Origin of the sequence: Paraburkholderia sp. BL23I1N1, assembly GCF_003610295.1 — a bacterium.
Taxonomy (GTDB): Bacteria; Pseudomonadota; Gammaproteobacteria; order Burkholderiales; family Burkholderiaceae; genus Paraburkholderia.
In genome coordinates, this window is the sequence record NZ_RAPV01000001.1 from 4,032,842 (window position 1) to 4,058,362 (window position 25,521).

Consider the following 25,521-nt stretch of genomic DNA (forward strand, 5'->3'; position numbering starts at 1 on the left):
CCAGGTCCATCGCATGGTCACCAAAACGCGTCGAGATTTTCTGAAGCTGTCCGCCGGCCTGGCGGGCGCGACAGCCGCCACTACCCTGTTTCCTGAATCGATTCGCAAGGCGTTGGCAATCGAGCCGAGTTCTGTGACGGGTACGATCCAGGACGTGCAGCACATTGTTGTCTTCATGCAGGAGAACCGCTCGTTCGATCACTATCTCGGTCACCTGAGCGGCGTGCGCGGTTATAACGACCGCTTCCCCGTGACGCTGCCGAACGGTCAGCCGGTGTGGTTCCAGCCGCGCCAGGAGGATCCGACGAAAGTGATCGCGCCGTTCCGCTACGACACGACCAATCCGAGCGTCAACGCGCAGTGTATCGGCGGCCTGCCGCATACGTGGGCCACCACGCACGGTGCAATCGACAACGGCCGCGCCGACAAGTGGGCCGTGCAGAAGAGCAATATGACGATGGGCTATCACGTGCGCGAGGACATTCCGTTCCATTACGCGCTCGCCGATGCCTTCACCGTGTGCGACAACTACTTCTGTTCGATCCCGGGCAACACGCACCCGAACCGCATGTATCTGATGACGGGGATGGTCGACCCGCTCGCCACGGGTGGCGGCCCGTTACTCGACAACACCGATTACATCGACAACCAGTTCGACAGCATTAAACTGCAGCCCTTCAACTGGACCACGTATCCCGAGCGGCTGGAAACGGCCGGCATCTCGTGGCAGATCTATCAGCAGGGCACCGGCTTCGACAATTTCAGCGGCAACTACGGCACGAATATGCTGGCCTCGTTCCAGAACTTCGTGAACGCACCGGCGGGTTCCTCGCTGCAAAACCGGGGGATGAGTACACGCACGCTGACGCAGTTGAAGGCCGATGTGCAGGCTAATGCATTGCCGCAAGTGTCGTGGCTGTTGCCGCCCGCCGCGTATTCGGAGCATCCGAAGTTTACGCCGCTGTACGGCGCCAATTACATTTCGACGATTCTCGATGCGCTGACGTCGAATCCCGATGTGTGGAGCAATACCGTCCTCTTCATCATGTACGACGAGAACGACGGTTTCTTCGACCACGTGGTGCCGCCGCAGGCGCCGACGTTGCCGGGCTCCGGCATGAGCACCGTGGACATCTCGCTCGAACGGCATAACGTGGTGACCGCGACGCAAGCGGGCACCTATACCGCCGACAACCTGCCGTACGGCCTCGGCCCGCGCGTGCCGATGAACGTGGTGTCGCCGTGGTCGAAGGGTGGCTTCGTCTGCTCGCAGGTGTTCGATCACACGTCGGTGCTGCAATTCATCGAAAAACGCTTTGGCGTAGTCGAAACCAATATCTCGCCGTGGCGCCGTGCGATTTGCGGTGACCTGACTTCGGCGCTCGACTTCTCGAAGTCCGATTCGACGGTACCCTCGCTGCCGAGTACGCAAACTTACGTTGCACAAGCCGATCTTCAATGCGCGCGGTCGACGGCGCAGGCCGCACCGGCCAGCACCGCGCAGCAGTTGGTGGCGGCGCAGGAGACCGGCACGCGGCCCGCGCGTGCGCTGCCCTACGAGTTGCATGTGAACGGGCAGTTGCAGTCGCAAGGGTATGCGCTGACGTTTGCGAACACCGGCACGCAGGGCGCGCATTTCTGGGTGTACACGGGCGACCCGAGCGCGATGCCGCGTCGCTATACCGTCGAAGCCGGCAAGCAGTTGACCGACACGTGGGCGTTCGACGCGAACGGCAACTACATGGTGAACGTCTATGGCCCGAACGGCTATTTCCGGCGCTTCGCGGGTTCGTCGAGTGCGGATGCCGCCGCCAAGCCGGATGTGGTGACCTGTTACGACGTGGCCAACGGCAACGTCTACGTCACGCTATCGAATGCGGGAACCACGCCGCTCACGGTCACCGCGTCCGACGTCGCCTATGGCCAGGCGCCGCTCACATTGACGGTGCCGGCGGGAAAGAGCGTGGAGGCACATTGGGACCTGTCATGCAGCAGCCAGTGGTATGACTTTCAATTGACCGTCGCGGGCAATGCGGGCTGGTTACGGCGCATTGCGGGTCATGTCGAAACGGGCCAAACTAGCGTGACCGATCCGGCTGCAACCGCGCCGGTGACGAAGGCGATTTAAGCGTACGGATCACACATTTCTTTCATTGTCATTTCGGTGTTGGCGCAAACTGGTAAATCAATTTTACATTTGGCGACAGGGCGCCGAGTTCGTGAGAGGATGGCATTTCACTTTTTCTCGCGGAGGGCGAAATGGGACTCTTGGATGAAGTAGGGAAGATCGCTGGGGCAGTAGCAGCCGTTGAGGCAGCGGAAAAAGTCGATCCGGAAGCAGGTCTGCTGACGAAAGGTATCGCAGCCGTGGCAGGCTTTGAAGGCGCCGGGGCATTGGAGTCGCTGGTCGAGAAGAAAGACGGCGAGAAGCAGGACGTCGCCGACAATACTCAAGCCACCGACGACACGAATCCTCAGACGTGATTGTGATGTGATTGTGTGCGATGAGCGGGCCAGTCCTTCGCAGGACTGGCCCGTTTTTTATGGCGAGCCCGGAGGACGATTCATTGACCATTTGTGTGACACGCCGACGCTTGACGCTCGGATTGCCCCTGCTCCTTAGCCTTGGCGCTGCACCCACGCTGGCCGCGAACGCATCCCCGTTAGCCGACATCGAACGCCGCAATGGCGGACGCCTTGGCGTCTTCGCTATCGATACCGGTTCAGGTCGAACGCTCGCTTATCGCGCTGATGAGCGCTTTTTGATGTGCAGCACCTTTAAGGGGCTGCTCGCCGCGCAGGTGCTATCCCGCGTGGACGCCGGCAAAGAGGATCTTGCCCGCCTTGTGCCCTACACCGAGAAAGACCTTATCTTTACGTCGCCTGTGACGAAGGCACACGTCGCGGAAGGCGCGATGTCGGTCCGCGCGATGTGCCAGGCTATCGTCGAGGTAAGCGACAACGCGGCGGCCGTGCTGTTGATGAGAAGCGCTGGCGGTCCTGCCGGTCTGACTCAATTCGTTCGCGGTCTCGGCGATACGGTGACGCGCTCCGACCGGTACGAACCCGAGTCAAATAAAACTAGCGGCGTGCTCGATACCACGACGCCTCGATCGATCACGAAGACGGCGAGCCAAATTCTCTTGGGACATGTTCTGAGTCCCCAATCGCGTGCGCAACTGGAAAGCTGGATGATTACCTGCAAGCCGGGTTTGAACCGGCTCCGCGCTGCGCTACCGCCGGACTGGATAGCAGGTGACAGACCCGGAACGAGCGTGGAATCAGAAACCAACGACTATGCCATCGTGCGCCCACCGGGACGTGCTCCGCTTGTCATCGCGGCCTATTACGATGCGCCCGCGCTTGGCATGCACGCTCGGGAGGCCGTCTTGCGGGAGGTCGGTGAAGCATTCGTGAAGTGGACAGCGGATCGAACGTGAAAACGGCGCAGACCGGCGGATTGTTTTTGGCCGGAGTGTGATGGTTCAGGGCTTCGACTGATCTGCTTCCCGCGCTAACGGGTTTTGCTTCGCGCACTCTTCTTCGCGGTCGCTGCGCGCGGTGCATCTTTAGCCGGCAACGCGCCGCCACCGTTTATCTGCTCCATCCAGGACAATGCGTCGACGTACGACAGGAACTGCTGAAGATACCCGGGCGACAGTTCGCTCATCAGCGAGAGCGATCGATGCACAAGGCTGCTCGAGTTGAGCGGGCCGGCATTGCCCGGTGCTTTCTTGAGCGACTGCCGCAACTGTTTCTCGGACCGGACCTTGGACCACGTTTCCCTGAAATAATCGAGCGCCTCCAGTTCCGGATAAGCGGGGCGGCGTGTAGCGGGGGCATGGTTGGCGATGTAATCGATCAATCCGGTCAACGCTCCGTGAGCGGGTTGGCTGGATGGTGCCGCGGTACCAGTGCCAGTGCCTGTACAGTCATCGACAGCCTCGGATACCGCGCGCTCGAGATCGTCGGCATAGGCCTCGACCAGTTTGGATAACCTGTCGTCCAGCAGACGCCGCGCCTCGCCACTGTGGTCCGCTGCCCGCCGATCCAGCGCCTCGATGAAATGAAAGCGGATGGGGTCCAGACGATCCGCGCCGCGCTCGCGCCATGCGTCGAGCGTTGCACGCGCGTCGCTTTTCACTTCGGTAGCGCCACTGTTCGCACCCGTCACGTTACTCACGAGGCTTCACCGTTGCGGTCGAAGGCCTCGGGACCGGCGCGATTTCCACTCGCCGGTTTTTGGCCCGGCCCTGGTCGTCGGCATTCGAACTGACGGGCTGCTGGGAACCGAAGGCGGCCGCGAATACGGACGAGGAGGGCACGCCTTCATCGATCAATGCACGGGTCACCGTCAACGCGCGCTGGGCCGACAGCTCCCAGTTGTCGGCAAAGCGGCGGTTGGCCTCGCGCACCTGCCGGTCATCGGTGAAGCCGCTCACCATCAGGATCTGGTCATTGGCCTTGAGGTAGGCGGACAGCGGCCCCGCCAGGCTCTTCAGGACGTCCCGGCCTTCGGGCTGCAATTGATCGGAGTTCAGTGCGAACAACACGTTGCCGTTGATGCCGATGCGTCCGTTGACCAGCGTCACCCGGCCCGCTGCCAGCGGTCCGGCCAGCGCCTGCTCCAGGGTCTTGCGGCGCTGCGTTTCCAGCTGACGCTGCTTGACCTCCTGTTCCAGCCGGGTCGAGAGTTCCAGTTGCACGCCAATGACGCTCACCAGGATCAGCACGAAGGCGCCCAGCAGCACCGACATCAGGTCGCCGAAGACGGGCCAGATGGGCGCCGTTGTCTCCACGCCGCCGTCGATTTCCTCGCTCATGCCGCTTCAACTCCGACGGACGCGCGCTTGCCCGCGAGATGCTGCAAGTCTTCGACAATCTGCTTCTGCGACATCATGCTCAGGTCGATGACTTCTCTTGCCTGCGCCACGTAATAGGCCAATTGCTCGTCACTGCGCGCGAGGGATTTGTCCAGCGCGGCTTCGATACGCTGCAGATGCGTGACCAGCGTGCTATTCGACTCGCCGAACAACTGCACAGCCGCGCCAAATGCTTCGCCAAGGCTCGCCACTTCGACGGCGCTGCCCGTGACCTGCGCGGCAATGGCGCCCAGCTTCCCGGTCTCGAGTTCGACCTTGTCGGTGAAACGCGTGCCGACGCGATCCAGCAGATCCGCCGACGTGGCGACCAGCGCGTCGACGGCCGAGCGCTGTTCGGTGGAGGCATGGTTCACGGCATCGAGCAGGGTTTCAAGCGTTGCCAGCAGACGGCTGCGTTCGTCCAGCATCGCGGTATCGCGGACCATGCTGTCGGAGAGCTTCTGACGCAATTCGGCGACGACTTCCGCCGCCGCCTTGGGGGCCTCCGACGCGGCTTGCACGAGTTGGCCGATCTCGGCGATTGTGCTGCTCGCGTGCGCCTGTGTCTGGGCCGCGATGTCGCGCGCGGTTTGCGCCAGCGTGTCGCAGATCTCCTGCTGCTGGCTCGCGGTGCGTGTACCGGCCTGCTCCCATTCCTGGCTCAACGTCGTGGCCATGGAACCGAGCGTTTCGGTCCAGGCCGCCAGCCGCTGCTGATCCCGCGCGGCGAGTTCCGCCTGCAGGTTCGCTGCAGCCTTGGGGGCTTCGGCCGCCGCTTGGACGAGCCGGTCGATCTCGGCGATCGTGTTGCTCGCGTGCGCCTGCGTCTGGGCCGAGATGTCGCGCGCGGTTTGCGCCAGCGTGTCGCTGATTTCCTGCTGCCGGCTCGCGGTGCGCGTACCGGCCTGCTCCCATTCCTGGCTCAACGTCGTGGCCATCGAACCGAGCGTGTCAGTCCAGACCGCCAAACGTTGCTGATCTCGCGCGGCAAGTTCCGTCTGCAAGTCCGTATGCGACTGACCCACTGTGCGCAGCAGTGACGCCGAGTGTTGTTCGAAAGTCGCAACGGCCGCCGCCAGGGCTTGCTGATTGTGGCCAGCCAGCTTCTCGCCGACGTGTTCTTGCCGGGACAGCGCCTCGTTCCACGCTGCCGAAACGCTCTCAGCCGTTGCGTCGAGGCGCGCCGAAACGCCATCGAGCAGACCGGCCGAGCGTTGCTCGAAGGTCTCGGTGAATCGATCCAGCGACGCGCCCAGATGCTGGGTGAGCGCCTCGCTCGTTCGCTGCTGCCCCTCCAGTGCTCTGTTCCAGATGTCCGCGACGGTGGTGGTGGTTGCCTCGAAACCGGTCGAGAGCCCGTCCAACTGCCGCTGCACGGCTTGCGTGACGGTGTCGTGCAGCGAGGCCGTCTCGCGCGCGAGGCCCGCCATCGTGGCCTCCATGACCGGCCGCAGCGCCGCGTTGGCGGCGCGGGTGCTTTCGGCGACGCTCTCCTTCAACGACTGCTCCACGGAGGTTGCAAGGCGCGTATAAGCGGCCTCGGCCTTGCTGTGGAAGGCGTCCTGGCTGGCAATCTGCCGCTCGTTCGAGGCGAGGCTCTGTTGCTCGATGGCCGCCATCATCGCCTGCAGACGATCGACCAGGGTCGGCATCACCTCGGCCTGGCGCTGCAGGAGCTTGAAGCTTTCCTCGCGCTGATGGGTCTGCGAGTAGATGCGCAACGTTGTCGCGATCTTTACGTCGAGCATTTGCGCGGCATGGATCCGCTCGCGCCGGCTCAACGCAGAAAGCAGGCCCAGCATCGCGGATGTGGCCACGCCCGCGATCGAGGTGCCGAATGCGAAGCCCAGACCCTTGACCGGTGCGGCGAGCGAATCGCGGATAGCCTGGAGGTCCGTCGCGCTTTCCAGCGCCATGCCCGTGCCCCGCAGGGTAGCCACCATGCCGAGAAGCGTGCCGAGCATGCCCAGCAACACGAGCAGGCCGACCAGATACGGCGTCAGCGCCGGGCCCGGCATAGCCACACGCTCACCCTCGACGCGCAGGCGTACCGCATTGCGCAAGCTGGGATGCAGCGGGTCGAGCCAGGCGCCCAGGCTGGGCGGCGGCGCGGACAGGCCCGCGACCGCTTGCGCCAGGGTGGAGGTGGCCTGGCCATAGCGCTGCAATTCGAGCGCGCCCGCCACGTAGCACATGGCGATCAACATCGTGACAGCCAATGCCAGCGTGTTCGAGCCGACGTAGCCGGCACCGATCCAGCACACTGCGGCCAGACCTGCGAGAAAAACAACGAGATTGAGATATCTGGACATAGTGTCCCAGTTAGCAGGTGCGAAGGGCCGCGAGCAACCCTTCGACCGGTTGTAAACGAACATCCAGTTCGGCAAGCAATACGCTCTGCATATCCTTGCGGAACTGGTCCAGCCAGGCGCCGGGCGTGGCGGGTGCTGCTGTTACGGCCTCTGGCGAGGCTGTGGCGTCGGCGTCGGCCAGCGTCTGTTGCTCTGCCTGGCGCAACCGCTCGAAGTGCCCTGCGAGCAATCCAGGCACGGCGGCCAGCAGGCTCCGCTCGCGCTCGCTGAGCGCTCGCTCCATCACGGCGTCCACCACCGCGAGGCGGGCCATGGCGGGCGTTCTGGCGGCCAGCATGGCCCGCAGACGGCCACGCAGCGTGCCGATGCCCGTCTCCATCGTCTGCTGAATGGAGAGGTAGCGCTGACGAAACACTGCGTAATCGACCGGCGCATCCGTGGGGGCGCCTTGAGCGAGCGTATGCGCCGCAGGCCCGCGACGCCTCGCGGCCGTCAACACGCTATCGCCCGCGATGGCATTGGCCAACGACGTCCGCACGCGGGCGCACTCGCGCTCTTCAGCGTCGCTGAAGGCGCGCGCGCCGGCGGCGACGGCCGGCGGATTGTTGTTGAGCGCCGAGGACAAAGCAATCGCGTCGGTCCAGCCGAGCCATTGGCTTAACCGGTCCGAGAGCGATTGGCTGGATTCGGGAACATCGACGTCCGTCAGGCGAGCAAGTATGCGAATGAGCGCCGGGCCACTGAAAGCTGTGCGCTGTGGGACTTGCACCATTCCACCAGAGTCAAAAAAGTCAGCAGTTTACACGCCAGCGGGGTGGGGGATGCAGCCCCTTAAAGAGTGGGGCCGCCGAACGCGCCATTTCAGCGTGGCCGACAGGCCGCTCGCGATGCCTGGATTGTGTCGCCGGGCCGGGTTTTTCCACGCCATGTGGGCAGTATTGATGGCATTTTCCAGGTCCGGCCATTTCATCGGGCTGTCATAGCTTCACGACTAGGATGCCGTGTCACTTCTGTCGCGCCCTAGTACGGTCCGGCACATGCGGCCCACCTGACACGGTGCGCCCGCCGTCCGCGTTGGCGACCTTCCACCCTCGTGCAACAACACCCGACATGACAAACAAGAAAATCACCAAGGAATTGCCGACCGATCAGGGCGCTACCATCGTTTCGCGCCGTGGGTTTCTGAAGTTTGCGGGCGCATCGAGTCTCGCGACGGCCGCGGGCACGCTCGCGTCAGCGGCGCGAGCCCAGAACAGCGCGCCCGACGGCACGCCGGAGCAGGTCCATTTGACCTGGGGCAACGATCCGACGAGCGAGGTCACCGTATCGTGGGCGTCGCCGGCGCCGGCGGTCAACCCGCAGGTGCGTTTAAGCGGCGCGGGCGAGCCGAGAGTCACGGTGTACGGTGTCCAAAGCACCTATACGGATGGCATCAACGGCGAGGTCGTGTTCACCTATCACGCGCGTCTACGTGGCCTGAAGGCCGATACGCGCTACGAGTACGAGGTTACCGCCGACAACGACAGCAACGCGGCTCAGCCCTTTACCGCGAGCTTCAGCACGGCGCCCCGGGGTCGTGCGCCATTTCGCTGGACGAGTTACGGCGATCTCGCGACGCCCAATACCGGCTGGGTGCTGTCGTCGCCGCAGAGCCGCTTTGCGGTTCAGGCTGTCGAGCGATTTCAGCCGCTGTTTCACCTGCTCAACGGCGATCTCTGCTACGCCAACCTGAACCCGATGCACCAGCCGGACGTGTGGCGCGATTTCGGCAACAACTGCCAGACCTCGGCGTCGAACCGGCCGTGGATGCCGTGTCCGGGCAATCACGAGCTCGAATTCCACAACGGCGAACAAGGCCTCGCTTCGTATCTTTCGCGCTATACGTTGCCGGAGAATCGCACGCGCTTTCAGGGGCGCTGGTACAGCTTCCGCGTGAGCTCGGTGCTCTTCATTTCGCTCGATGCGGATGACGTGGTCTATCAGGACGCGGCTGCGTTCGTGGCCGGCCCGAGCCCCCTGGTGCCGGTGGCGAGCACCGGCAATCCGCCGATTCAACCGGGCACGTCGCTCTATGTGCGCGGATATAGCGAGGGCGAGCAGACCCGCTGGCTCGAGAAAACATTGCGCCGGGCGGCGGAAGACGACGAAGTCGACTGGATCATCGTGCAGATGCATCAGGACGCGCTGAGTTCATCGAAAACCGGCAACGGTTCCGACAAAGGCATCCGCGAAGCCTGGCTGCCGCTGTTCGACCGCCACGGCGTGGACCTGGTGCTGTGCGGGCATGACCATGATTACGAGCGCAGCTATCCTGTGCGCGGCTGCAACCACAACAAGGGCACCGATATCGCCACGGGGCGCGTGGTCGATACATTGCAGCCGCGGCCGGTGATGTCGGCGGTATCGTCGGGGGCGTCGACCTTCGATACGAGTCACGGCACGATTCACCTGATTCTCGGCGGCGGCGGGACGAGTGCACCGCTCGATGTGTACGGGGTGGATGCCGGTACCGGCTTGCCACAGGCGCGCATTTTCACGCGGCCTAATCGTCCGGTCGCCGGCACAACGCCGGGTACCTTTATGCGTACCAGCGCGGATGCCGTCGAAGATGCCGTCTGGTCGGCGCAACGGGATACCGGCACGGGCTACGGTATCGCGGTGTTCGATCACGATCCGGGACACTCGGGTGGCGAGACCACGATTACGATGAACTACTATCACGCGCCGGGTGCGGACCAGACACCCACGCAAGACTACGAGTTGTTCGAAACGATTGAGTTGAAGAAGAAACGGCGGGGGTGAGTTCGACGCTATTTCACTTGTCGTGACTTGAAGCCCGGCAGCGTCCGGGCGTCGGGGCTCCACGCAAGATGGACACCCTGGTCGACGGCGGCCTTGAACTGCGATTCGCTCGTCCACATCGGAATGCGTGTGCGATAAAAATCCGCCCACTGAAATTCGGCGAAGGGTTCCGGCGTCTTTATGTAGCCCCCTGCGTCGCGCACGAACGCGGCGAGGCTGCGGAACGGGTCGTCGGTGAGGGCGGAGACCTCATCGGGAATCGCGGAAATGGCTCGCAGGATGCCGCGTTCATCGACGGGATGCACCCAGCGTTTTTCAATCACGGTGTCCCAGAACTTCGCGTCTGACAGCCGCGACAGGTCGTCCACGACCATGGCGAATGCCTTCTTGATGCCGCCATCCCACAGCGCACGCGCGAGGTGGTGGTGGTCGATGACGTAGTGCCTGTCACGCTTGCCAATGACGGTTGGAATCGGCGCGCTTTTCAGAAAGTCTTTCAAAGACTTTGCATTCATGGCCAAAAGGTGTTTTCGTTTTGCGTCGACTTCCAGCATGCCCACCGTTGCCTGCAGCGGGCGCAGTTGTTCAATGTCGATACTCGTTATCGTTGCCATAGGGTGACCCTCCATATCCGGGGCCATTCTACCGCTGCCCTTGCGCTGGAACGTTGCACACGCACCCATGGAGATGTGATGGACGCCTCCATCGGCAATAGATATGTGGCGTAGCGCACAGCTTGAGGACATCGGTCAGTCGATCATCCCACTTCGCTACGGCCCAGGCTGGACTCCCTTATTCAGAAGCGGTAGGCTATGAGTGCTGGTGACTCTGTTTGGCTATGCTGGTCTTAATCGACAACGTGGAGCCTGCACATGGACGTGAGCACAGAAACGCTGGTGGAACTGCTGAGGGAAGTGGAAGCAGACGACCCGATCGACTACGCGGACCTTCCATTCGGAGAACAGGAACTCAGGCGGCTCGTCATGAGTTCACTTGTCGAGCGTCATCACCTGGTCGAAGCAGGCAACATGTCGGTCTCCGACATCCACGCGCTGTATTTGCTGAGCACCGCCAAGCTTGTTCTCGAGAACACGGTGCTTCACGCAAGGCTGCTTCTGCTCCAGGGGCAGCAGGTCGACGTACAGTCACTGTTGGCTCCGTTTACCCTCAAAGGCAAACCTTAACCCTCAAAGGAAAACCTTAAAGGCCGGGCGTCGGTGCTGTCATCGGCAGTGCATCGGCGCCGGCCTGGGCGACCTGTGCGTCCTGGTCGGAACGCATACCCGACACACCGATCGCGCCGACCACGGCGCCGTCGCGAATCAGTGGAATTCCCCCATCGAGTGGCACCAGGTTAGTCATGCCGAGCAGGCGCAGATGGAGTCCGCCTTGCGCGAGTGCGTCTTCGAAAACGCGCGTGGGACGCCGGAAGAGCACGGCTGTTTCGGCCTTCTGTCTTGCGACGTCGTGACTACCGAGTTGCGCGCCATCGAGCCGCAGTTGAAACACCAGGTGTCCGCCGCTGTCCACGATCGCAATGACCATCGGCCAGCCATGACGCATCGCCTCCTCTTCGGCAGCGCATGCGACCTGGCGCGCATCGGCCAGGTTGAACCGGTCGCTGTATTTCACCGGCATGCCGTTCTCGTTTCGTTGGGTCATTCGTCGCCTCCTTTGGAACCCGTTGGATATCAACATGGCTAGAATGTAAGGCGGCGATCGGCTTGCGCATAGCCGCGCGAACCGTCAGAGATTCTTCCAGAAAACGAGAGAATGACGTGCATGAACAAAGACGAATATGAAGTGCTGCTCGCTATTCTCGACGAAGGAAGCTTGACAGCCGCGGCGCGGTCGCTGGGGCGAACGTTGCAGTCGGTGAGCCGCGCCATTGCCGCGCTCGAGCGTGAGTTGAACGCGACTTTGTTCCATCGAACGACACGCCGTGTTGAGCCCACTGCGGCGTGCCTGAAATTTGCCGCGCGAATTCGGCCCGCGCTGGGAGAAATCGACGCTGCGCGCGATGAACTCGTCGACCACGTCACGCAGTTGCGCGGCAGTATTCGCGTCGGCGCACCAACGGCATTCGGCGCTGACTTTGTCTCGCCGATTCTTGCGAAGTTTTTGGCAATTCACGAGTCTGTCCGGGCCGAACTCGTGCTCGCCGACCAGCATCTCGACCTTGCGAAAGCGAACATCGATCTCGCGGTCCGCCTCGGACGTCTTCCGGATTCGAACTTACGCGCGAAACAGGTGGGCATGTTGCGACGGGTGGTGTTCGGCGCGCCGGGCTATTTCGCCGCTCGCGGTTACCCGGCTCATCCGTCCGATCTTGCCGCACACGACTGCATTCTGCGCCAGCACGCCGAGCGCGAGACCTGGACATTCAATCGGGCAGGGGGCGTTGTCGGTGTCACGGGGCGGTTCCGGTCCACCAACGCGCTAGCGTGCAATGCGGCAGCCGCGGCCGGCGCGGGCATCGGCCGGGCACCGATCTTTCAGGTGCAGAAACTGCTCGACGCGGGGCAGGTGGTGACGGTCCTGGACTCGTTCGAGCCCGAACCCGTCCCTGTGCATCTGGTGTGGACGGCGGGGCGTCCGGTTCCCCGTCGCATTCGCACGCTGATCGACTTTCTGGCCGTTCGTCTTGTTGCTGGAAAAGGCGAAGACGTTATCTGAGGGCCCGGTGCGGGTGGATCGCGCCGTCGCCTGTTGCTTGTTTGCGAATGACCGGAACAGAGCCGTGCGCGCGTCACTTCTCAAGTTCCGCAAACAGCCAGTCCTGGAAGCTATGCAGCTTCGGCAATTCGGCGCGGGATTTCAGCAGGTTCAGCGTATAGCCGTGTACCGGCAGTCCTTCCAGGCCGAACGGCGCCACCAGTCGCCCCGTTTCCAGTTCGCGTTGCGCCAGAAGCAGGCTTTCGAGGCAGACGCCCAGGCCGTCGACCGCCGCACTGATCGCCATGAACGATCGATCGAAACGCGGACCGCGTCCGATATCGAGCCGCGTCTTGCGATAGAGGCGCATCCAGTCTCGCCACCCCACCAGACACCCCTCGCTATGAATCAGCGCATGGTGCTGTAAATCCGCGACGCTGCGTAGCGGATGCTCCCCCGTCATGAGCGCGGGCGAGCACAGCGGCACGATCGTCTCGGACGGCAACTCGAGCACCATCGTGCCGGCCGGTTGCAGCTTTCTCGGCCCGTAGCGGATGTCGATATCCACCGCCTCCGAGATCAGATTCACCGCCTCTGAAGAGGCATTCAAGCGCACGTCGATATCCGGATGCGCCGCACTGAAACGTGCGATGCGCGGCATCAGCCATTGGGTCGCAAAACTGGGCGTGCAATGGATCGTGAGGATGTCGCTCTTGGCGGCGCGCCCGATCTCGCGAGTGGCTGAGTCGATCCGCGCGAATGCCGCGGTGATTTCCTCAGCGTATTGCCGCCCAGAGTCCGTCAGGATCACCGTGCGGTGCAGCCGATGGAACAGACGAATGCTCAATTGCTCTTCCAGCAGCTTGATCTGATGGCTGACGGCCGAGGGTGTGACAAACAGTTCGTCTGCTGCGAGCGCAAACGACGAGAGCCGCGCGGCGGCCTCGAATGCCTGTATCGACTTGAAGGTGACGCGATTGTGCATGGCAGCATCAAGGTGAATTGAATTCATCCATTGGCCCATCTTAATTCGTTTGAGCGCGTGTGAGCGCGAGATTACGCTTGAGTCACTGGGATCGGCATCACAGCGGCCCCTGCGAAGCGATTCACAAGGAGACAAACAGTGACCACTAGCGAAACCGCGCCGTACGCCCAGCTCGCGGAGCACGCCTATCAGATTCGCCGCAACGCGCTGCGCATGGGCGAAGTGCAGGGGCAGGGTTATATCGGCCAGGCGCTCGATATCGCCGATGTCCTCGCCGTCGCCTACTTCCGCGCCATGCGCTATCGCGCCGACGACCCCGAATGGGAAGGCCGCGACCGCTTTCTGCTATCGAACGGTCACTACGCCATCGCGCTGTACGCGGCGCTGATGGAGGCCCGCATCATCGCCGACGAAGAACTGGAAACCTACGGCAGCGACGACAGCCGTCTGCCGATGTCCGGTATGGCGAGCTATACGCCCGGCATGGAGATGTCCGGCGGATCGCTCGGGCAGGGACTGACGATCGCGGTGGGCCGCTGCCTGGGTCTGAAGCGCAAAGGCTCGGATGCCCGCGTCTACACGTTGTTCTCCGATGGCGAACTCGATGAAGGCGCAATCTGGGAAGGCCTGATGTCCGCGGCTCACTGGAAGCTCGACAACCTGATCGCGATGGTCGACGTCAACAACCAGCAGGCCGACGGCCCCTCGTCGAGCGTCATGGCGTTCGAGCCGCTGGTCGAGAAGCTCCAGGCGTTCGGCTGGTTCGTCCAGCGTGTGGACGGCAACGATCTCGCGGGCGTCGTCGCCGCATTCGATGCGGCACATGCGCATCCGGAAGCGCAACCGCGAATCATCGTCTGCGATACGCGGATGGGGTGTGGCGTGCCGTTCCTCGAAGCGCGCGAGAAAAATCACTTTATCCGCGTCGATGCGCACGAGTGGCAACTCGCGCTACAGGCGCTGGAAGCCGGGAGAACCGTATGAGCGCCGCCGTACCGAAACCGCGTCTGAAGACATCGGCGATGATCGCCTCGATTGCCGGTGAAGGGCAGATCACCCGCTCGGCCCCGTTCGGCCACGCACTGGTTGAACTGGCGCGCAACCGGCCCGAAGTGGTCGGCATGACGGCCGATCTCGGCAAATACACCGACCTGCATCTGTTCGCGAAGGAATACCCGGAGCGCTATTACCAGATGGGTATGGCCGAACAACTGCTGATGGGCGCCGCGGCCGGCATGGCGCACGAAGGCGCACAGCCGTTCGTCACCACGTATGCGGTGTTCGCCGCGCGCCGTGCCTACGACTTCATCCATCAGGCGATTGCCGAGGACAACCTCGACGTCAAGATCGTCTGCGCCTTACCCGGTCTCACAACCGGCTACGGTCCAAGCCACCAGGCGGCGGAAGACCTCGCCCTGTTCCGCGCGATGCCGAACCTCACGGTGATCGACCCGTGCGACGCCACCGAAATCGAGCAGATGGTGCCGGCGATCGCCGACCATCGCGGGCCCGTGTATGCGCGGCTGTTGCGCGGCAACGTGCCGGTCGTGCTCGACGAATACGACTATCGGTTCGAACTCGGCAAAGCGAAGCTGCTGCGCGACGGCGCCGAGGTGCTGATCATCTCGTCCGGGATCATGACGATGCGCGCGCTGGAAACGGCGAAGGCGCTGGCCGCCGATCGCGTCGACGTGGGTGTGCTGCATGTGCCGACCATCAAGCCGCTCGACACCGTCACGCTGCTGCGCGAAGCGCGCCGCTCAGGCCGTCTCGTGGTGGTGGCGGAGAACCATACGGTGATCGGCGGACTGGGCGAGGCAGTGGCCGCCGTGCTGCTGACCAACGGCGTCACGCCGCCGTTCCGCCAGATCGGTTTGCCCGACGCATTTCTCGACGCGGGCGCGTTGCCGACCTTGCACGACCGCTACGGCATTTCCACCGAGGCAATGTGCGACACGATCAAAGGCTGGCTACGGTAAAGGTTCATCAAGGCTGGTAAGCGCCGCACATACGCGCACTCACCGATAGCAAACAATTTGGCAAATCATAAGCTTCATATTCAGGAGATACGCATCATGTCAGAGTCACGTCTACTCGACGGCAAGGTCGCCGTCATTTCCGGTGGCGCGTCGCCGCGCGGCATCGGTATGGCGACAGCCCGCATGTTCGCGGCGCACGGCGCACGCGTCGCCATCTTCGATCTCGACGAAAACGCCGCAGTCGAAGCCGCTGCGTCGATCGGGCCCGGGCATCGCGGCTATGTGTGCAACGTGACTGACCGTGGCGCCTGCCAGGCGGCGGTAGAACGTACTGTGGCCGATTTTGGTTCGATCGATATCCTGATCAACAACGCCGGCATTACCCAGGCCGCCAAGCTTCTCGAGATCGATCCGGAAGGCTGGGACCGGATCCTCGACGTCAACTTGCGTGGCGTGTTGTATCTGTCGCAAGCAGTCGTTCCGCAGATGAAGAAGCAGAAGAGCGGCTCGATCGGCTGCATGTCGTCGGTTTCGGCACAGCGTGGCGGCGGCATTCTCGGCGGCCCGCATTACTCGGCGGCGAAGGCGGGCGTGCTGGGCCTCGCCAAGGCCATGGCGCGTGAGCTCGGCAACGACGGCATTCGCGTGAACTGCGTGACACCCGGTTTGATCCAGACCGACATCAACGCGGGCAAGATCAGCGACGACAAGCGCGGCGAAATTCTCGCGGGCATTCCGCTCAATCGTCTGGGTGTACCCGACGATGTGGCCGGCGCATTCCTGTTCCTCGCGTCGAACCTGTCGTCGTATATTACCGGCGCGGTGATCGATGTGAATGGCGGCATGCTGATTCACGGCTAATCCAGCTCCGGCGGGGCGGGCCGTCTGGCGGGAGGCCGGCGGCGGCGATGGAGCCCCTGTAGTAGAGAACAGACGACCGCGGCGAGCAATACGTGCAGCCGCCGCGGTTGAGACCAGAAAACCATAACGACGCGCGATCCAGGATTGGAGGAAGACACCATGACTACCCGTTCGAACGCCCCGCAGGGCATCAGCCGCCGCACCTTTCTGAAGGCGGGTGCAGCCCTGTCCGCCGCCGCGCCGTTATGGAGCATCTCGCGAAGCGCGATGGCGGCCCCCGAGTTTTCGTACAAACTGGCGACCGGCCAGGACCCGACGCATCCCGTCAACGTCCGCGCCCAGGAGGCGATCAATCACATTCGCGAAGCGACTAACGGCCGCCTCGATATCAAGCTCTTTCCGCAAAATCAGCTCGGCTCCGATACGGATCTGCTCTCGCAGGTGCGCAATGGCGGTGTCGAATTCTTCAATCAGGCCTCGTCGATTCTGGCCACGCTGACGCCTGTCGCGGGCATCGTCAACACGGGCTTCGCATTCAAGGACTACGACGCGGTCTGGAAGGCAATGGACGGCGATCTTGGCAACTACATCCGCACGCAAATCGGCAAGTCGGGGCTCGTCTCGCTGAGCAAGGTGTGGGACAACGGCTTCCGGCAGATCAGTTCATCGACCCGGGCGTTGCGCACGCCGGCTGATCTGAAAGGCTTCAAGATTCGCGTGCCGCAAGCGCCCATGCTGACCTCGCTCTTCAAAGCGCTTGACGCGGGACCGGCGCCGATCAATTTCAACGAGCTCTATTCGGCGCTGCAAACCGGTGTGGTGGAAGGTCAGGAAAATCCGCTGCCGATCATCGCCACGGCCAAACTCTATGAAGTGCAGAAGTACATCAGCCTCACGTCGCACGTGTGGGACGGTTACTGGATTCTCGGCAACCGCGCCGCATGGGAGCGTCTGCCGGCCGAGATCCGCGCGATCGTCACACGCGAATTCGAAAAAGCCGCGATGCTGCAGCGCGCGGATATCGCGAGGCTCAGCCTGTCGTTGCGCGACGATCTGAAATCGAAGGGCATCACCTTCATCGATGTCGACCGCGAGGCGTTCCGCGGCGCGCTGGCCAAGACGAGCTTCTACCACGACTGGAAAGCCAAATACGGCGACGAGGCGTGGGGCCTGCTGGAGAAGTCAGTCGGAAAACTGGGGTAAAGCGATGATCTCGATCTCCTATTCGCACGAGCGCCAGCATCGGTTTGCCTGCGCGCTCGACTCCGCCCTCGGCCATCTGGTGGAGATTCCCGCCGCCTTGCTGGTGCTCGCGGAAATCGTCGTGTTGCTAGCCGGTGTGACGAGCCGCTATCTGCTGCACGCGCCGCTCGTCTGGTCCGATGAACTGGCCTCCATGCTGTTCCTGTGGCTCGCCATGCTCGGTGCCGTGATCGCTTTACGGCGCGGTGAGCATATGCGGATGACGGCATTGGTCGGCATGGCGTCGCCGGGTGTGCGCGCCTTTCTCGACGTGGTCGCGATCGCCGCGCCGATCGCGTTCCTTGCAATGGTGATCGGTCCGGCGATCAGCTTCGCGCAGGACGAAGCGTTCATCACCACGCCGGCACTCGAATTGTCGAACTCGTGGCGCGCGGCTGCGTTGCCGGTGGGCTCGGCGCTGATGCTGCTGGTGGCCGTGGTACGGCTCGCGCGCATGGGCAACTGGCGCCTGACGCTTGGCGCGATCGCAACGGTCGGCGCGCTGGTCGGCATCTTCATTGCGCTGGGACCGCTGTTCCGCGATCTCGGCAATATCAACCTGCTGATCTTCTTTGTCGGCCTGGTCGCGCTCGGCGTGCTGAGCGGTGTGCCGATTGCCTTTTCATTCGGACTCGCAACCTTCGGCTATCTCGCGTTGACCACGAGTACGCCGATGCCGGTGGTGGTCGGCCGGATGGACGAGGGCATGTCGCATCTGATCCTGCTCTCGGTGCCGCTCTTCGTGTTCCTCGGCCAGTTGATCGAGATGACCGGCATGGCCGCGGCGATGATCGCGTTCCTCGCGAGCCTGCTGGGGCACGTGCGTGGCGGCCTGTCGTATGTGCTGGTCGGCGCGATGTATCTGGTATCGGGCATCTCGGGTTCGAAAGCCGCGGATATGGCGGCGGTTGCACCCGTGTTGTTTCCCGAAATGAAAGCGCGCGGTGCGAAGCCCGGCGATCTGGTCGCACTGCTCGCTGCGACCGGCGCGCAGACCGAGACAATTCCGCCGAGCCTCGTGCTGATCACGCTCGGCTCGGTGACCGGCGTGTCGATCTCGGCGCTCTTCACGGGCGGCATGCTGCCGGGCATCGTGCTGGCGATGACCTTGTGCATCGTGGTGCAGTGGCGTTATCGGCGCGAAGACATGTCGGGCGTCAAACGTGCGACGGGCGTCGAGATTCTGCGCAAGTTCGTCATCGCATTTCCTGCGATCGCCTTGCCGTTCGTGATTCGCGCAGCGGTGGTCGAAGGGATCGCGACGGCCACCGAAGTCTCGACGATCGGTATTGCCTATGCGGTGCTGGCCGGCCTGCTGATCTATCGCCGTTTCGAGTGGAAGCGGCTCAAGCCGATGCTCATCGACACCGCGACGTTGTCTGGTGCGATTCTGCTGATTATCGGCGCGGCGACGAGCATGGCGTGGGCGTTGACCCAATCGGGTTTCTCGGGGCAGCTTGCGCAGACGCTCAGCGGGCTGCCTGGCGGCGCCGCGATGTTCATGGCCGCATCTATTTGCGTGTTCGTGATTCTCGGCAGCGTGCTCGAGGGCATACCGGCGATCGTGTTGTTCGGTCCGTTGATGTTTCCGATCGCGCGGCAAATGGGCATTCACGATGTGCACTACGCCATGGTGGTGATTCTGTCGATGGGCGTGGGCCTGTTCGCACCGCCGTTCGGTGTTGGCTACTACTCGGCGTGTGCGGTCAGCCGCATCCATCCGGACGAAGGGATGAAGCCGATCCTCGGCTATATCGCCGCGCTGATGGTTGGTCTGATCATCGTCGCCGCAGTGCCCTGGATTTCGACCGGCTTCCTGCATTGATCCGCTGATGCACGAGGCTGCGTTGCGCAGCCTCGCATGACGTTTTTTCGCTCAATCCGTTTCAATCCGCTTTGATTGCCGCCGCCCTGCCTGCCAGGCCGACGTAGAGGAGCCTTTTGTCATGTCCACCACCGAAGCTCAGTCCGCTGCACCGGTTGCTTCGCACGCTTCGACTGTGCCGTTGCCGTTGCCGCTCGCCGACGCGATCCGTTTTCTCTCTATCGATGCGATCCTGCAAGCCGGAGAAGGCCATCAGGGTGTGCCGCTCGGCATGGCCGAAATCGCCACCGCGCTGTTCACCCGGCACTTCAAATTCAATCCCGCCGATCCGACCTGGCCCGATCGCGACCGCTTCGTGCTGTCCAACGGACACGGTTCGCTGCTGCTGTATTCGCTGCTGTACTTAACCGGTTATGCGGCGATCGGCCTTGACCAGTTGAAGACCTTCCGCGAACTCGGCTCGCACTGCGCGGGGCATCCCGAGTACGAACCGGCGCATGGTATCGAAGTGACCACGGGTCCGCTCGGACAGGGCATTGCCAACGCGTTCGGCATGGCTATCGCCGAAGCGTATCTTGCGGCGAAATTCGGCAGCGAGCTTGTCGATCACTACACGTATGCGTTCGTCGGCGACGGCTGTCTGCAGGAGGGGATCGGTCAGGAGATGATTTCGCTGGCCGGGCATCTGCGGCTGGGCAAACTGGTTCTCTGCTGGGACGACAACCAGATCACCGACGACGGCAGCACCTCACTCTCCATCAGCGAAGACGTCTGCACACGTTTTCGCGTCGGCGGTTGGCAGGTGATCGAAGTCGATGGTCACGATCTCGAGGCGGTCTCCGCCGCGTTGACGATTGCGCGCGCCGATCCGCGGCCATCGATGATCGCGTGCAAGACGGTGATCGGCCGCGGTATCGCGCGCTTGCAAGGGCAGCGTGGCGGACATAGCGGCAAACTGTTTCAAGCAGATGCCGAGGCGGCGCGCGAACAGCTCGGCTGGCCGCATGCACCGTTCGACGCGCCCGCCGCCGTCCTGAACGCATGGCGCGAAGCGGGCCGGCGCAGTAGTGAGGAGTACAACGCGTGGCACGCGCGCCTCGCCGCGTTGCCGGACGCGCAGTGCGCCGAGTTCGAACGGGTCCAGGCGGGTGGCTTGCCGGAAGGCTGGCGCGAGGTGCTCGACGCTTACCGCAGGCGCGCCGTGGAACGCGACGAGCCGCAGTCTGGCATTACCGTGTCCGGCGAGATCAGCGATCTGTTCGCGCCGCTGCTGCCTGAACGCATGGTGGGTTGCGCCGACCTCGAAGCGCCCACGGGCCACAAGCGCCAGTTGCACGCCTTCACTGCCGATGACCGCTGCGGTGCGTACGTCCATTGCGGCGTGCGCGAACATCTGATGGGCGCGATGGCTAACGGCATGGCTGCGCACGGCGGCATCGTCGCGACCAGCGTGACGTATCTGGCGTTTTCCGACTATCAGCGTCCGGCGATGCGGATGGCCGCACTGATGGGCTTGCCGGTGCACTTCGTGTTCAGCCACGACTCGATCGGCGTCGGCAAGAACGGGCCGACGCATCAGCCCGTCGAGATACTCGCCTCGTTACGCGCGATGCCGAACATGCGCGTTTTGCGTCCCGCGGACGCGGTGGAGGCCGCCGAGTGCTGGGCGCTCGCGCTCGAGCATCGGCACGGTCCGAGTACGCTGGTTTTTGCAAGGCAGGCGTTGCCGCTGGTGCGTCGCGAGCACAGCACCGAGTCGTTGTCGCGCCGCGGTGCTTATGTGCTGGCCGAAGCGGAGGGCGGCGCGCGTGCCGTGACGCTGCTTGCCACGGGCTCCGAGGTTGCGATAGCGCTGCAGGCGCGCCGTCAGTTACAGGAAGAGGGCATTGCGACCGCCGTGGTGTCGATGCCGTGTTGGGAAATCTTCGATGCGCAGAGCGCCGACTATCGCGCCGCGGTTCTAGGTTCAAACACGGTGCGCGTCGGTATCGAGGCAGCACTGCGGTTCGGGTGGGACCGCTATCTGGGCGAGCGCGGTGGTTTTGTCGGGATGACCGGGTTCGGTGCTTCGGCTTCCGCGGAGACGCTGTACGCGCACTTCGGTATCACGGCGCAGCATGTCGTGACCGAAGCAAAGCGGCATCTGTAAATCTACAAGGACATGGACATGCATGAGATCGCCTTTCTCGACCGCGCCACGCTCGCGCCGCAAATCGTGTTGCGCGAACCGCGCTTCGATCATCAATTGATCGAGTATGACAACACGACACCTGAGCAGGTGTTGGAGCGGCTCGCCGGGGTATCGATCGCGATCATCAACAAGGTGGCGCTGACGCAAGAAGTGCTCGATCAGTTGCCCGATCTGAAGCTTGTCGCCGTGGCCGCCACCGGCACCGACTGCGTCGACAAAGCGGCCTGCCAGCGACTCGGAATCGCGGTGAGCAATATTCGCGGCTATGCGATCAACACCGTGCCCGAACACACCTTTGCGCTGATCCTGACGCTTCGGCGCAACCTGATCGCGTACCGCAACGACGTGCTCGCCGGCGAGTGGCAGAAGTCAGGGCAGTTCTGCTTTTTCACGCATGCGATTCACGATCTGGCGGGCGCGCGGCTTGGTATCATCGGCGAAGGGGTGCTGGGGCAACGCGTCGCTGAAATCGGCAAAGCCTTCGGCATGCTGCCGATGTTCGCCGCGCACAAAGGGAAAGAGGGTCTCGGCCCGCTTTACACGCCGTGGGACGAGGTGCTTGCAACCAGCGACATTATCACCGTGCACAGTCCGCTCACGCCGAATACGCGGAACATGCTAGCCATGCCCGAGTTCCGCGCGATGAAAAAGAAGCCATTGATCATCAACACGGCGCGCGGCGGACTGGTCGACGAGGACGCCTTGGTGCGGGCGCTTGACGAAGGGTTGATCAGCGGTGCCGGTTTCGATGTGACCGCGAGCGAGCCGCCGCGTGACGACAATCCGCTGATGCGAGCGGCCGGCCGCTCGAACGTCATTCTGACGCCACATGTCGCATGGGCGTCGGACGAGGCGCAACAGCCTCTTGCCGATCAATTAATGGACAACATTGAAAATTTCGTCAACAGTGCACCGACCAATCTGGTGTCAGGGTCGTATTGATTGACCCGATCGAGACCATCTCGATCGCGAAGAGAACTAGCTCGTTGCCGACAAAAATCTGACCCCACCGGACGAAACGTTCTCTTTCCTCAATCGAAAGTTCCATAGCATTGCGCCGTAGCGTCCTGTGGCCGTGGCTGCGGGCTCAGGCGCGAAAAATGCTCGTGGATTTCGGACTATTTCGATCGGACCCCCGCAACCGTTCAGCACAGATTGCTTTTTCGCATTAGCATATAAGGGTGTCGCGTGCCGTTCGGTGAAGTGAATCACCGAACCCTTGCCGCTGGACCATCAACGTGTGCGGGTCGCGCAAATCATCCCCACATCAGCTTATCGCTGGCTTACGCCGCGACCCTGCCGTTCAACGTGGTTGTTGAGTTGACGGCCGTCATCAATCCAATCGCATCGATTGAACGAATCGTTGGTTAATATGAGGAATTTACGTACATCATTGATTGTCGGAGTGCTTATCGTCGAGGTGGTGTTCGGCGCTTTTTTACTATTGAAAAAAAGCCCTGACTCGACGGCCGACACCGACGTCCCGACCAACGGCGCAACGGAATTGGCTGCGACTTCTTCCCGATTGGGTGACACCCATGTGACTGCGGGAAGTGTGGCCGGTGCGGCGCCGATCTCCGGCAACGAAGCGTCCTCCGGCAACGAAGCGCCCTCCGGCAACGAAGCGCCCTCCGGCAACATAGCGCTTGCAAGCAACATGCCGACTGACCCCAGGCAGTCGACAAGCGGGACAGTGGTGACGGCGTCCGGCGTGCCAGCTACTGGCGGCGCAGTGCTTGCGCCGCAGCCGGACACGCATGCGCGCGCAGCGGCCCCAGTGCATGCTTATGTTGCGCCGAAAATTGTTGAGCCGAAGATCGTTGAGCTGAAGATCGCCGCTGTGCCGCGAACCGAAAGCAGGCGTGACACTCTGTATCGTCACGGCTCGAATCCGGTTTCGTCCTCGTCTTCGTCCTCGTTCACGGACGAGCTGGTCAAAGAATCCGCGAAACTCGATCCGGCATTGCCGCCGCCACCGCCCCAACAAACCAGCCGTAACGACCCGTATCGGCCGGGTTCGAATCCGGTCGCGGCCGCGATGACGGATCAGCTCGTGAGAGAGTCCGCGAAACTCGATCCAGCACTGCCGCCACCCAACCAGTCCAACGTGAAGTAAGCACGAGACATGACGCGCGGACAGCTACCGGTAGAACACGTAGTCCACGAGATCGGGTGAGCTTCCGCGTTCATGTTCCGTTGAGCATGGTGCCGTTGGTGCTAGTGTTCCCCGGCTATCCGGGAAATTCGGTCCCGTACTACGCCGATCGCCTGTTTGAGTGCGTAAACGTCCTGGAAATAACGCTGCGGCATTCTGATCTCATTGGCATACGCATCGATGTGCTCGATCTCATTCTGCCATTGCGCAATCTGGTCTTGAGTTGGATGACTGTTTTTCCATATTTCATCTTCGAGCGCTTTGATCTCGCGATACCAGACAACCAGGCGTTTCTTGATGCGCGCCTCCGCCATGCGCGGTAACGCCTGCAGCAGACCCAGCAGTAAAGCCATGAAGGGCAGCAGAATCAGCAGACGTCTTTCGATAAAGCTGGCCAGCCAGAATGGCAGATAACGCTGCAGGAAAGGGCGCCCCGTTTTGAAGTAACGCTCGCTCTCTCCGGAAACAGGAAATTCCTCGGTTCTCAGATTGGGAAACACGCCAAGCGGCGTGAAGTAGTCTTCGCCGCCGTGGACGGTTTTGGCCGCGTCCAGCAACAGGTAGGCGAGCGCGGGGTGCAGCGTGTCTTTGGAGACGAGCAAGGCGGTGGCGGCGAGCAGCGTGACGTCGGCTTGCGGCAGATCGTCGACGATGCTGGTTGCGGCGCGCGGAAAAATAACTTTGGATAGCGACGGGAATTTCTGCACCAGCGCATCGGCCTGCGCAAAACTCATCAGCTTGAGATCGCTGTTCAGCAGCGTTGTCTGCATGGGCGCATCGGGCCTGCCGATAAAGAAGGCAGCATCCAGTTGGCCGTTTTCAAGGGCTTGATAGGATTTGGCTGCGTCCAGTTCGAGCAGCGTTGTATTGTCCCGTGTGATGCCGCTGTACCCGAGCAATACTTGAGAGACGTTCAGCAGCCCGCTGCCAGGCACACCGATTGAAATCTTTTTGCCGCGGAGTTGTGCCAGCCGGTTGATGGTGGACGCGCCACGGTAGAACACCCAGATCGGTTCATAGGAGACCGCGGCGATGGTCTGCAGTTGATCGGTTTCTTTGGGGCTGGTGGTGCCGGACTGGATAAAGCCCACCTCGTATTCGCTGTTCGGATCTGTGAGCCGCTGATAGTTTTCGCTCGAACCCGACGAACTGCGGATATCAAGCGTAATGCCATCGCGCTTCAGAATGGGCGCATAGCGATCTGCAAAGCCGCGATAGATCCCGTTGTCCGCTCCGGTTGTGATGACGATCGTGTGGCGGAAGGCGGGCTCGAGTATCACCGCGAGTCCCCAGCCTAGTGCGGCCGTCAGCAGTATTGCGGCGGCGATGAGAAGCCGCCGGCGACCCGGTGTCATGGGGACTTTTTCGTTGCGATGAAGCGCTGGGTTATGCCTGGGCATTGTTCGCCTCTCCCGTTCGGCGCTGTTCGCCAGGTTTCTGCCACGCGCAATCGACGCGGAGAAAGCGTCGAGGCGGCAGCGTTGTCAATCGTTGCAGGCTACGCCGCGAGCAGCGTTGGCCTTGTCGCGCCGCTGGTGGTGCCTGACAGCCAGGAAGGATAATGCAGCGCCTTGAACGCCTTGTCCACTTCCGCACTCAGGGTTGCGATCGTTTCGATCTTTGCGATCGTTTCGATCTTTGCGATCGTCGCG

General features: G+C 62.5%; 22 protein-coding genes. 14 read left to right on the top strand and 8 right to left on the bottom strand.

What is annotated here, in order from left to right:
• Window positions 1-13 precede the first annotated feature (13 nt).
• From B0G76_RS18805 to bla, 3 genes are all read left to right on the top strand, one after another.
• A complete protein-coding gene (locus tag B0G76_RS18805) occupies window positions 14-2,128 on the top strand; it encodes a phosphocholine-specific phospholipase C (RefSeq protein ID WP_120293920.1) in 2,115 nt (704 codons plus the stop codon).
• A 131-nt stretch (window positions 2,129-2,259) separates the two neighbouring features.
• Window positions 2,260-2,484, top strand: a complete 225-nt coding sequence (locus tag B0G76_RS18810) for a hypothetical protein (RefSeq protein ID WP_120293921.1) — start codon at window positions 2,260-2,262, stop codon at window positions 2,482-2,484.
• 110 nt (window positions 2,485-2,594) lie between these two features.
• On the top strand, window positions 2,595-3,440 hold the full coding sequence (gene bla, locus B0G76_RS18815; protein WP_259460627.1) for a class A beta-lactamase: 846 nt from the start codon (window positions 2,595-2,597) through the stop codon (window positions 3,438-3,440).
• A gap of 74 nt (window positions 3,441-3,514) precedes the next feature.
• Here bla and B0G76_RS18820 read toward each other — a convergent pair whose 3' ends face one another.
• From B0G76_RS18820 to B0G76_RS18835, 4 genes are read right to left on the bottom strand one after another with little or no spacing between them, the layout of a single operon-like run.
• Window positions 3,515-4,183, bottom strand: coding sequence for a DUF2894 domain-containing protein (locus tag B0G76_RS18820; protein WP_259460628.1), 669 nt, complete (start codon window positions 4,181-4,183; stop codon window positions 3,515-3,517).
• A complete protein-coding gene (locus B0G76_RS18825; protein WP_120293923.1) occupies window positions 4,176-4,823 on the bottom strand; it encodes an OmpA family protein in 648 nt (215 codons plus the stop codon). Before B0G76_RS18825 ends, B0G76_RS18820 begins: the two co-directional genes overlap by 8 nt.
• Window positions 4,820-7,174 carry a DUF802 domain-containing protein gene (locus B0G76_RS18830; RefSeq protein ID WP_120293924.1) on the bottom strand — a complete coding sequence of 785 codons (2,355 nt, stop codon included), beginning with the start codon at window positions 7,172-7,174 and terminating at the stop codon, window positions 4,820-4,822. The genes B0G76_RS18825 and B0G76_RS18830 overlap by 4 nt, the downstream gene beginning before the upstream one ends.
• A 10-nt stretch (window positions 7,175-7,184) precedes the next feature.
• Complete coding sequence (locus tag B0G76_RS18835) at window positions 7,185-7,946, bottom strand: DUF3348 domain-containing protein (protein ID WP_120293925.1); 762 nt, start codon at window positions 7,944-7,946, stop codon at window positions 7,185-7,187.
• Window positions 7,947-8,284: 338 nt separating this feature from the next.
• On the opposite strand from B0G76_RS18835, the gene B0G76_RS18840 reads away from it, so the two are divergent.
• A complete protein-coding gene (locus B0G76_RS18840; RefSeq protein WP_120293926.1) occupies window positions 8,285-9,976 on the top strand; it encodes a metallophosphoesterase family protein in 1,692 nt (563 codons plus the stop codon).
• Window positions 9,977-9,984: 8 nt separating this feature from the next.
• On the opposite strand, the gene B0G76_RS18845 is transcribed toward B0G76_RS18840, so the two are convergent.
• Window positions 9,985-10,617: a ParB-like protein gene (locus B0G76_RS18845; protein ID WP_183082087.1), complete on the bottom strand. Its 633-nt coding sequence runs from the start codon at window positions 10,615-10,617 to the stop codon at window positions 9,985-9,987.
• A 231-nt stretch (window positions 10,618-10,848) separates the two neighbouring features.
• On the opposite strand from B0G76_RS18845, the gene B0G76_RS18850 reads away from it, so the two are divergent.
• A complete protein-coding gene (locus tag B0G76_RS18850; RefSeq protein WP_074289754.1) occupies window positions 10,849-11,160 on the top strand; it encodes a hypothetical protein in 312 nt (103 codons plus the stop codon).
• Between the two features lie 16 nt (window positions 11,161-11,176).
• Here the strand turns inward: B0G76_RS18850 and B0G76_RS18855 are convergent, their stop codons facing one another.
• A complete protein-coding gene (locus B0G76_RS18855) occupies window positions 11,177-11,638 on the bottom strand; it encodes a heme-binding protein (RefSeq protein WP_259460629.1) in 462 nt (153 codons plus the stop codon).
• 120 nt (window positions 11,639-11,758) lie between these two features.
• On the opposite strand from B0G76_RS18855, the gene B0G76_RS18860 reads away from it, so the two are divergent.
• Complete coding sequence (locus B0G76_RS18860) at window positions 11,759-12,652, top strand: LysR family transcriptional regulator (protein ID WP_183082088.1); 894 nt, start codon at window positions 11,759-11,761, stop codon at window positions 12,650-12,652.
• A gap of 73 nt (window positions 12,653-12,725) precedes the next feature.
• Here B0G76_RS18860 and gcvA read toward each other — a convergent pair whose 3' ends face one another.
• Entirely contained in the window at window positions 12,726-13,643 is a 918-nt protein-coding gene (gene gcvA, locus B0G76_RS18865; RefSeq protein ID WP_259460630.1) for a transcriptional regulator GcvA, read from the bottom strand.
• A 111-nt stretch (window positions 13,644-13,754) separates the two neighbouring features.
• Between gcvA and B0G76_RS18870 the strand changes: the two genes are divergently transcribed.
• From B0G76_RS18870 to B0G76_RS18905, 8 genes are all read left to right on the top strand, one after another.
• Window positions 13,755-14,600, top strand: coding sequence for a transketolase (locus tag B0G76_RS18870; RefSeq protein WP_120293930.1), 846 nt, complete (start codon window positions 13,755-13,757; stop codon window positions 14,598-14,600).
• Window positions 14,597-15,595, top strand: a complete 999-nt coding sequence (locus B0G76_RS18875; protein ID WP_120293931.1) for a transketolase family protein — start codon at window positions 14,597-14,599, stop codon at window positions 15,593-15,595. Before B0G76_RS18870 ends, B0G76_RS18875 begins: the two co-directional genes overlap by 4 nt.
• A 96-nt stretch (window positions 15,596-15,691) precedes the next feature.
• A complete protein-coding gene (locus B0G76_RS18880; RefSeq protein ID WP_120293932.1) occupies window positions 15,692-16,456 on the top strand; it encodes an SDR family NAD(P)-dependent oxidoreductase in 765 nt (254 codons plus the stop codon).
• 159 nt (window positions 16,457-16,615) lie between these two features.
• Window positions 16,616-17,659, top strand: coding sequence for a TRAP transporter substrate-binding protein (locus tag B0G76_RS18885; protein ID WP_120293933.1), 1,044 nt, complete (start codon window positions 16,616-16,618; stop codon window positions 17,657-17,659).
• 4 nt (window positions 17,660-17,663) lie between these two features.
• A complete protein-coding gene (locus B0G76_RS18890; protein ID WP_120293934.1) occupies window positions 17,664-19,523 on the top strand; it encodes a TRAP transporter large permease subunit in 1,860 nt (619 codons plus the stop codon).
• Window positions 19,524-19,644: 121 nt separating this feature from the next.
• Window positions 19,645-21,672, top strand: coding sequence for a transketolase (tkt, locus tag B0G76_RS18895; RefSeq protein WP_120293935.1), 2,028 nt, complete (start codon window positions 19,645-19,647; stop codon window positions 21,670-21,672).
• 18 nt (window positions 21,673-21,690) lie between these two features.
• The gene (locus tag B0G76_RS18900) at window positions 21,691-22,656 is read left to right on the top strand and encodes a D-2-hydroxyacid dehydrogenase (RefSeq protein WP_120296533.1); all 966 of its coding nucleotides are present in this window, start codon (window positions 21,691-21,693) and stop codon (window positions 22,654-22,656) included.
• A gap of 409 nt (window positions 22,657-23,065) precedes the next feature.
• Window positions 23,066-23,830 carry a hypothetical protein gene (locus tag B0G76_RS18905; RefSeq protein WP_147394063.1) on the top strand — a complete coding sequence of 255 codons (765 nt, stop codon included), beginning with the start codon at window positions 23,066-23,068 and terminating at the stop codon, window positions 23,828-23,830.
• A 101-nt stretch (window positions 23,831-23,931) separates the two neighbouring features.
• Here the strand turns inward: B0G76_RS18905 and B0G76_RS18910 are convergent, their stop codons facing one another.
• Entirely contained in the window at window positions 23,932-25,224 is a 1,293-nt protein-coding gene (locus B0G76_RS18910) for a TAXI family TRAP transporter solute-binding subunit (protein ID WP_183082089.1), read from the bottom strand.
• Window positions 25,225-25,521 lie beyond the last annotated feature (297 nt).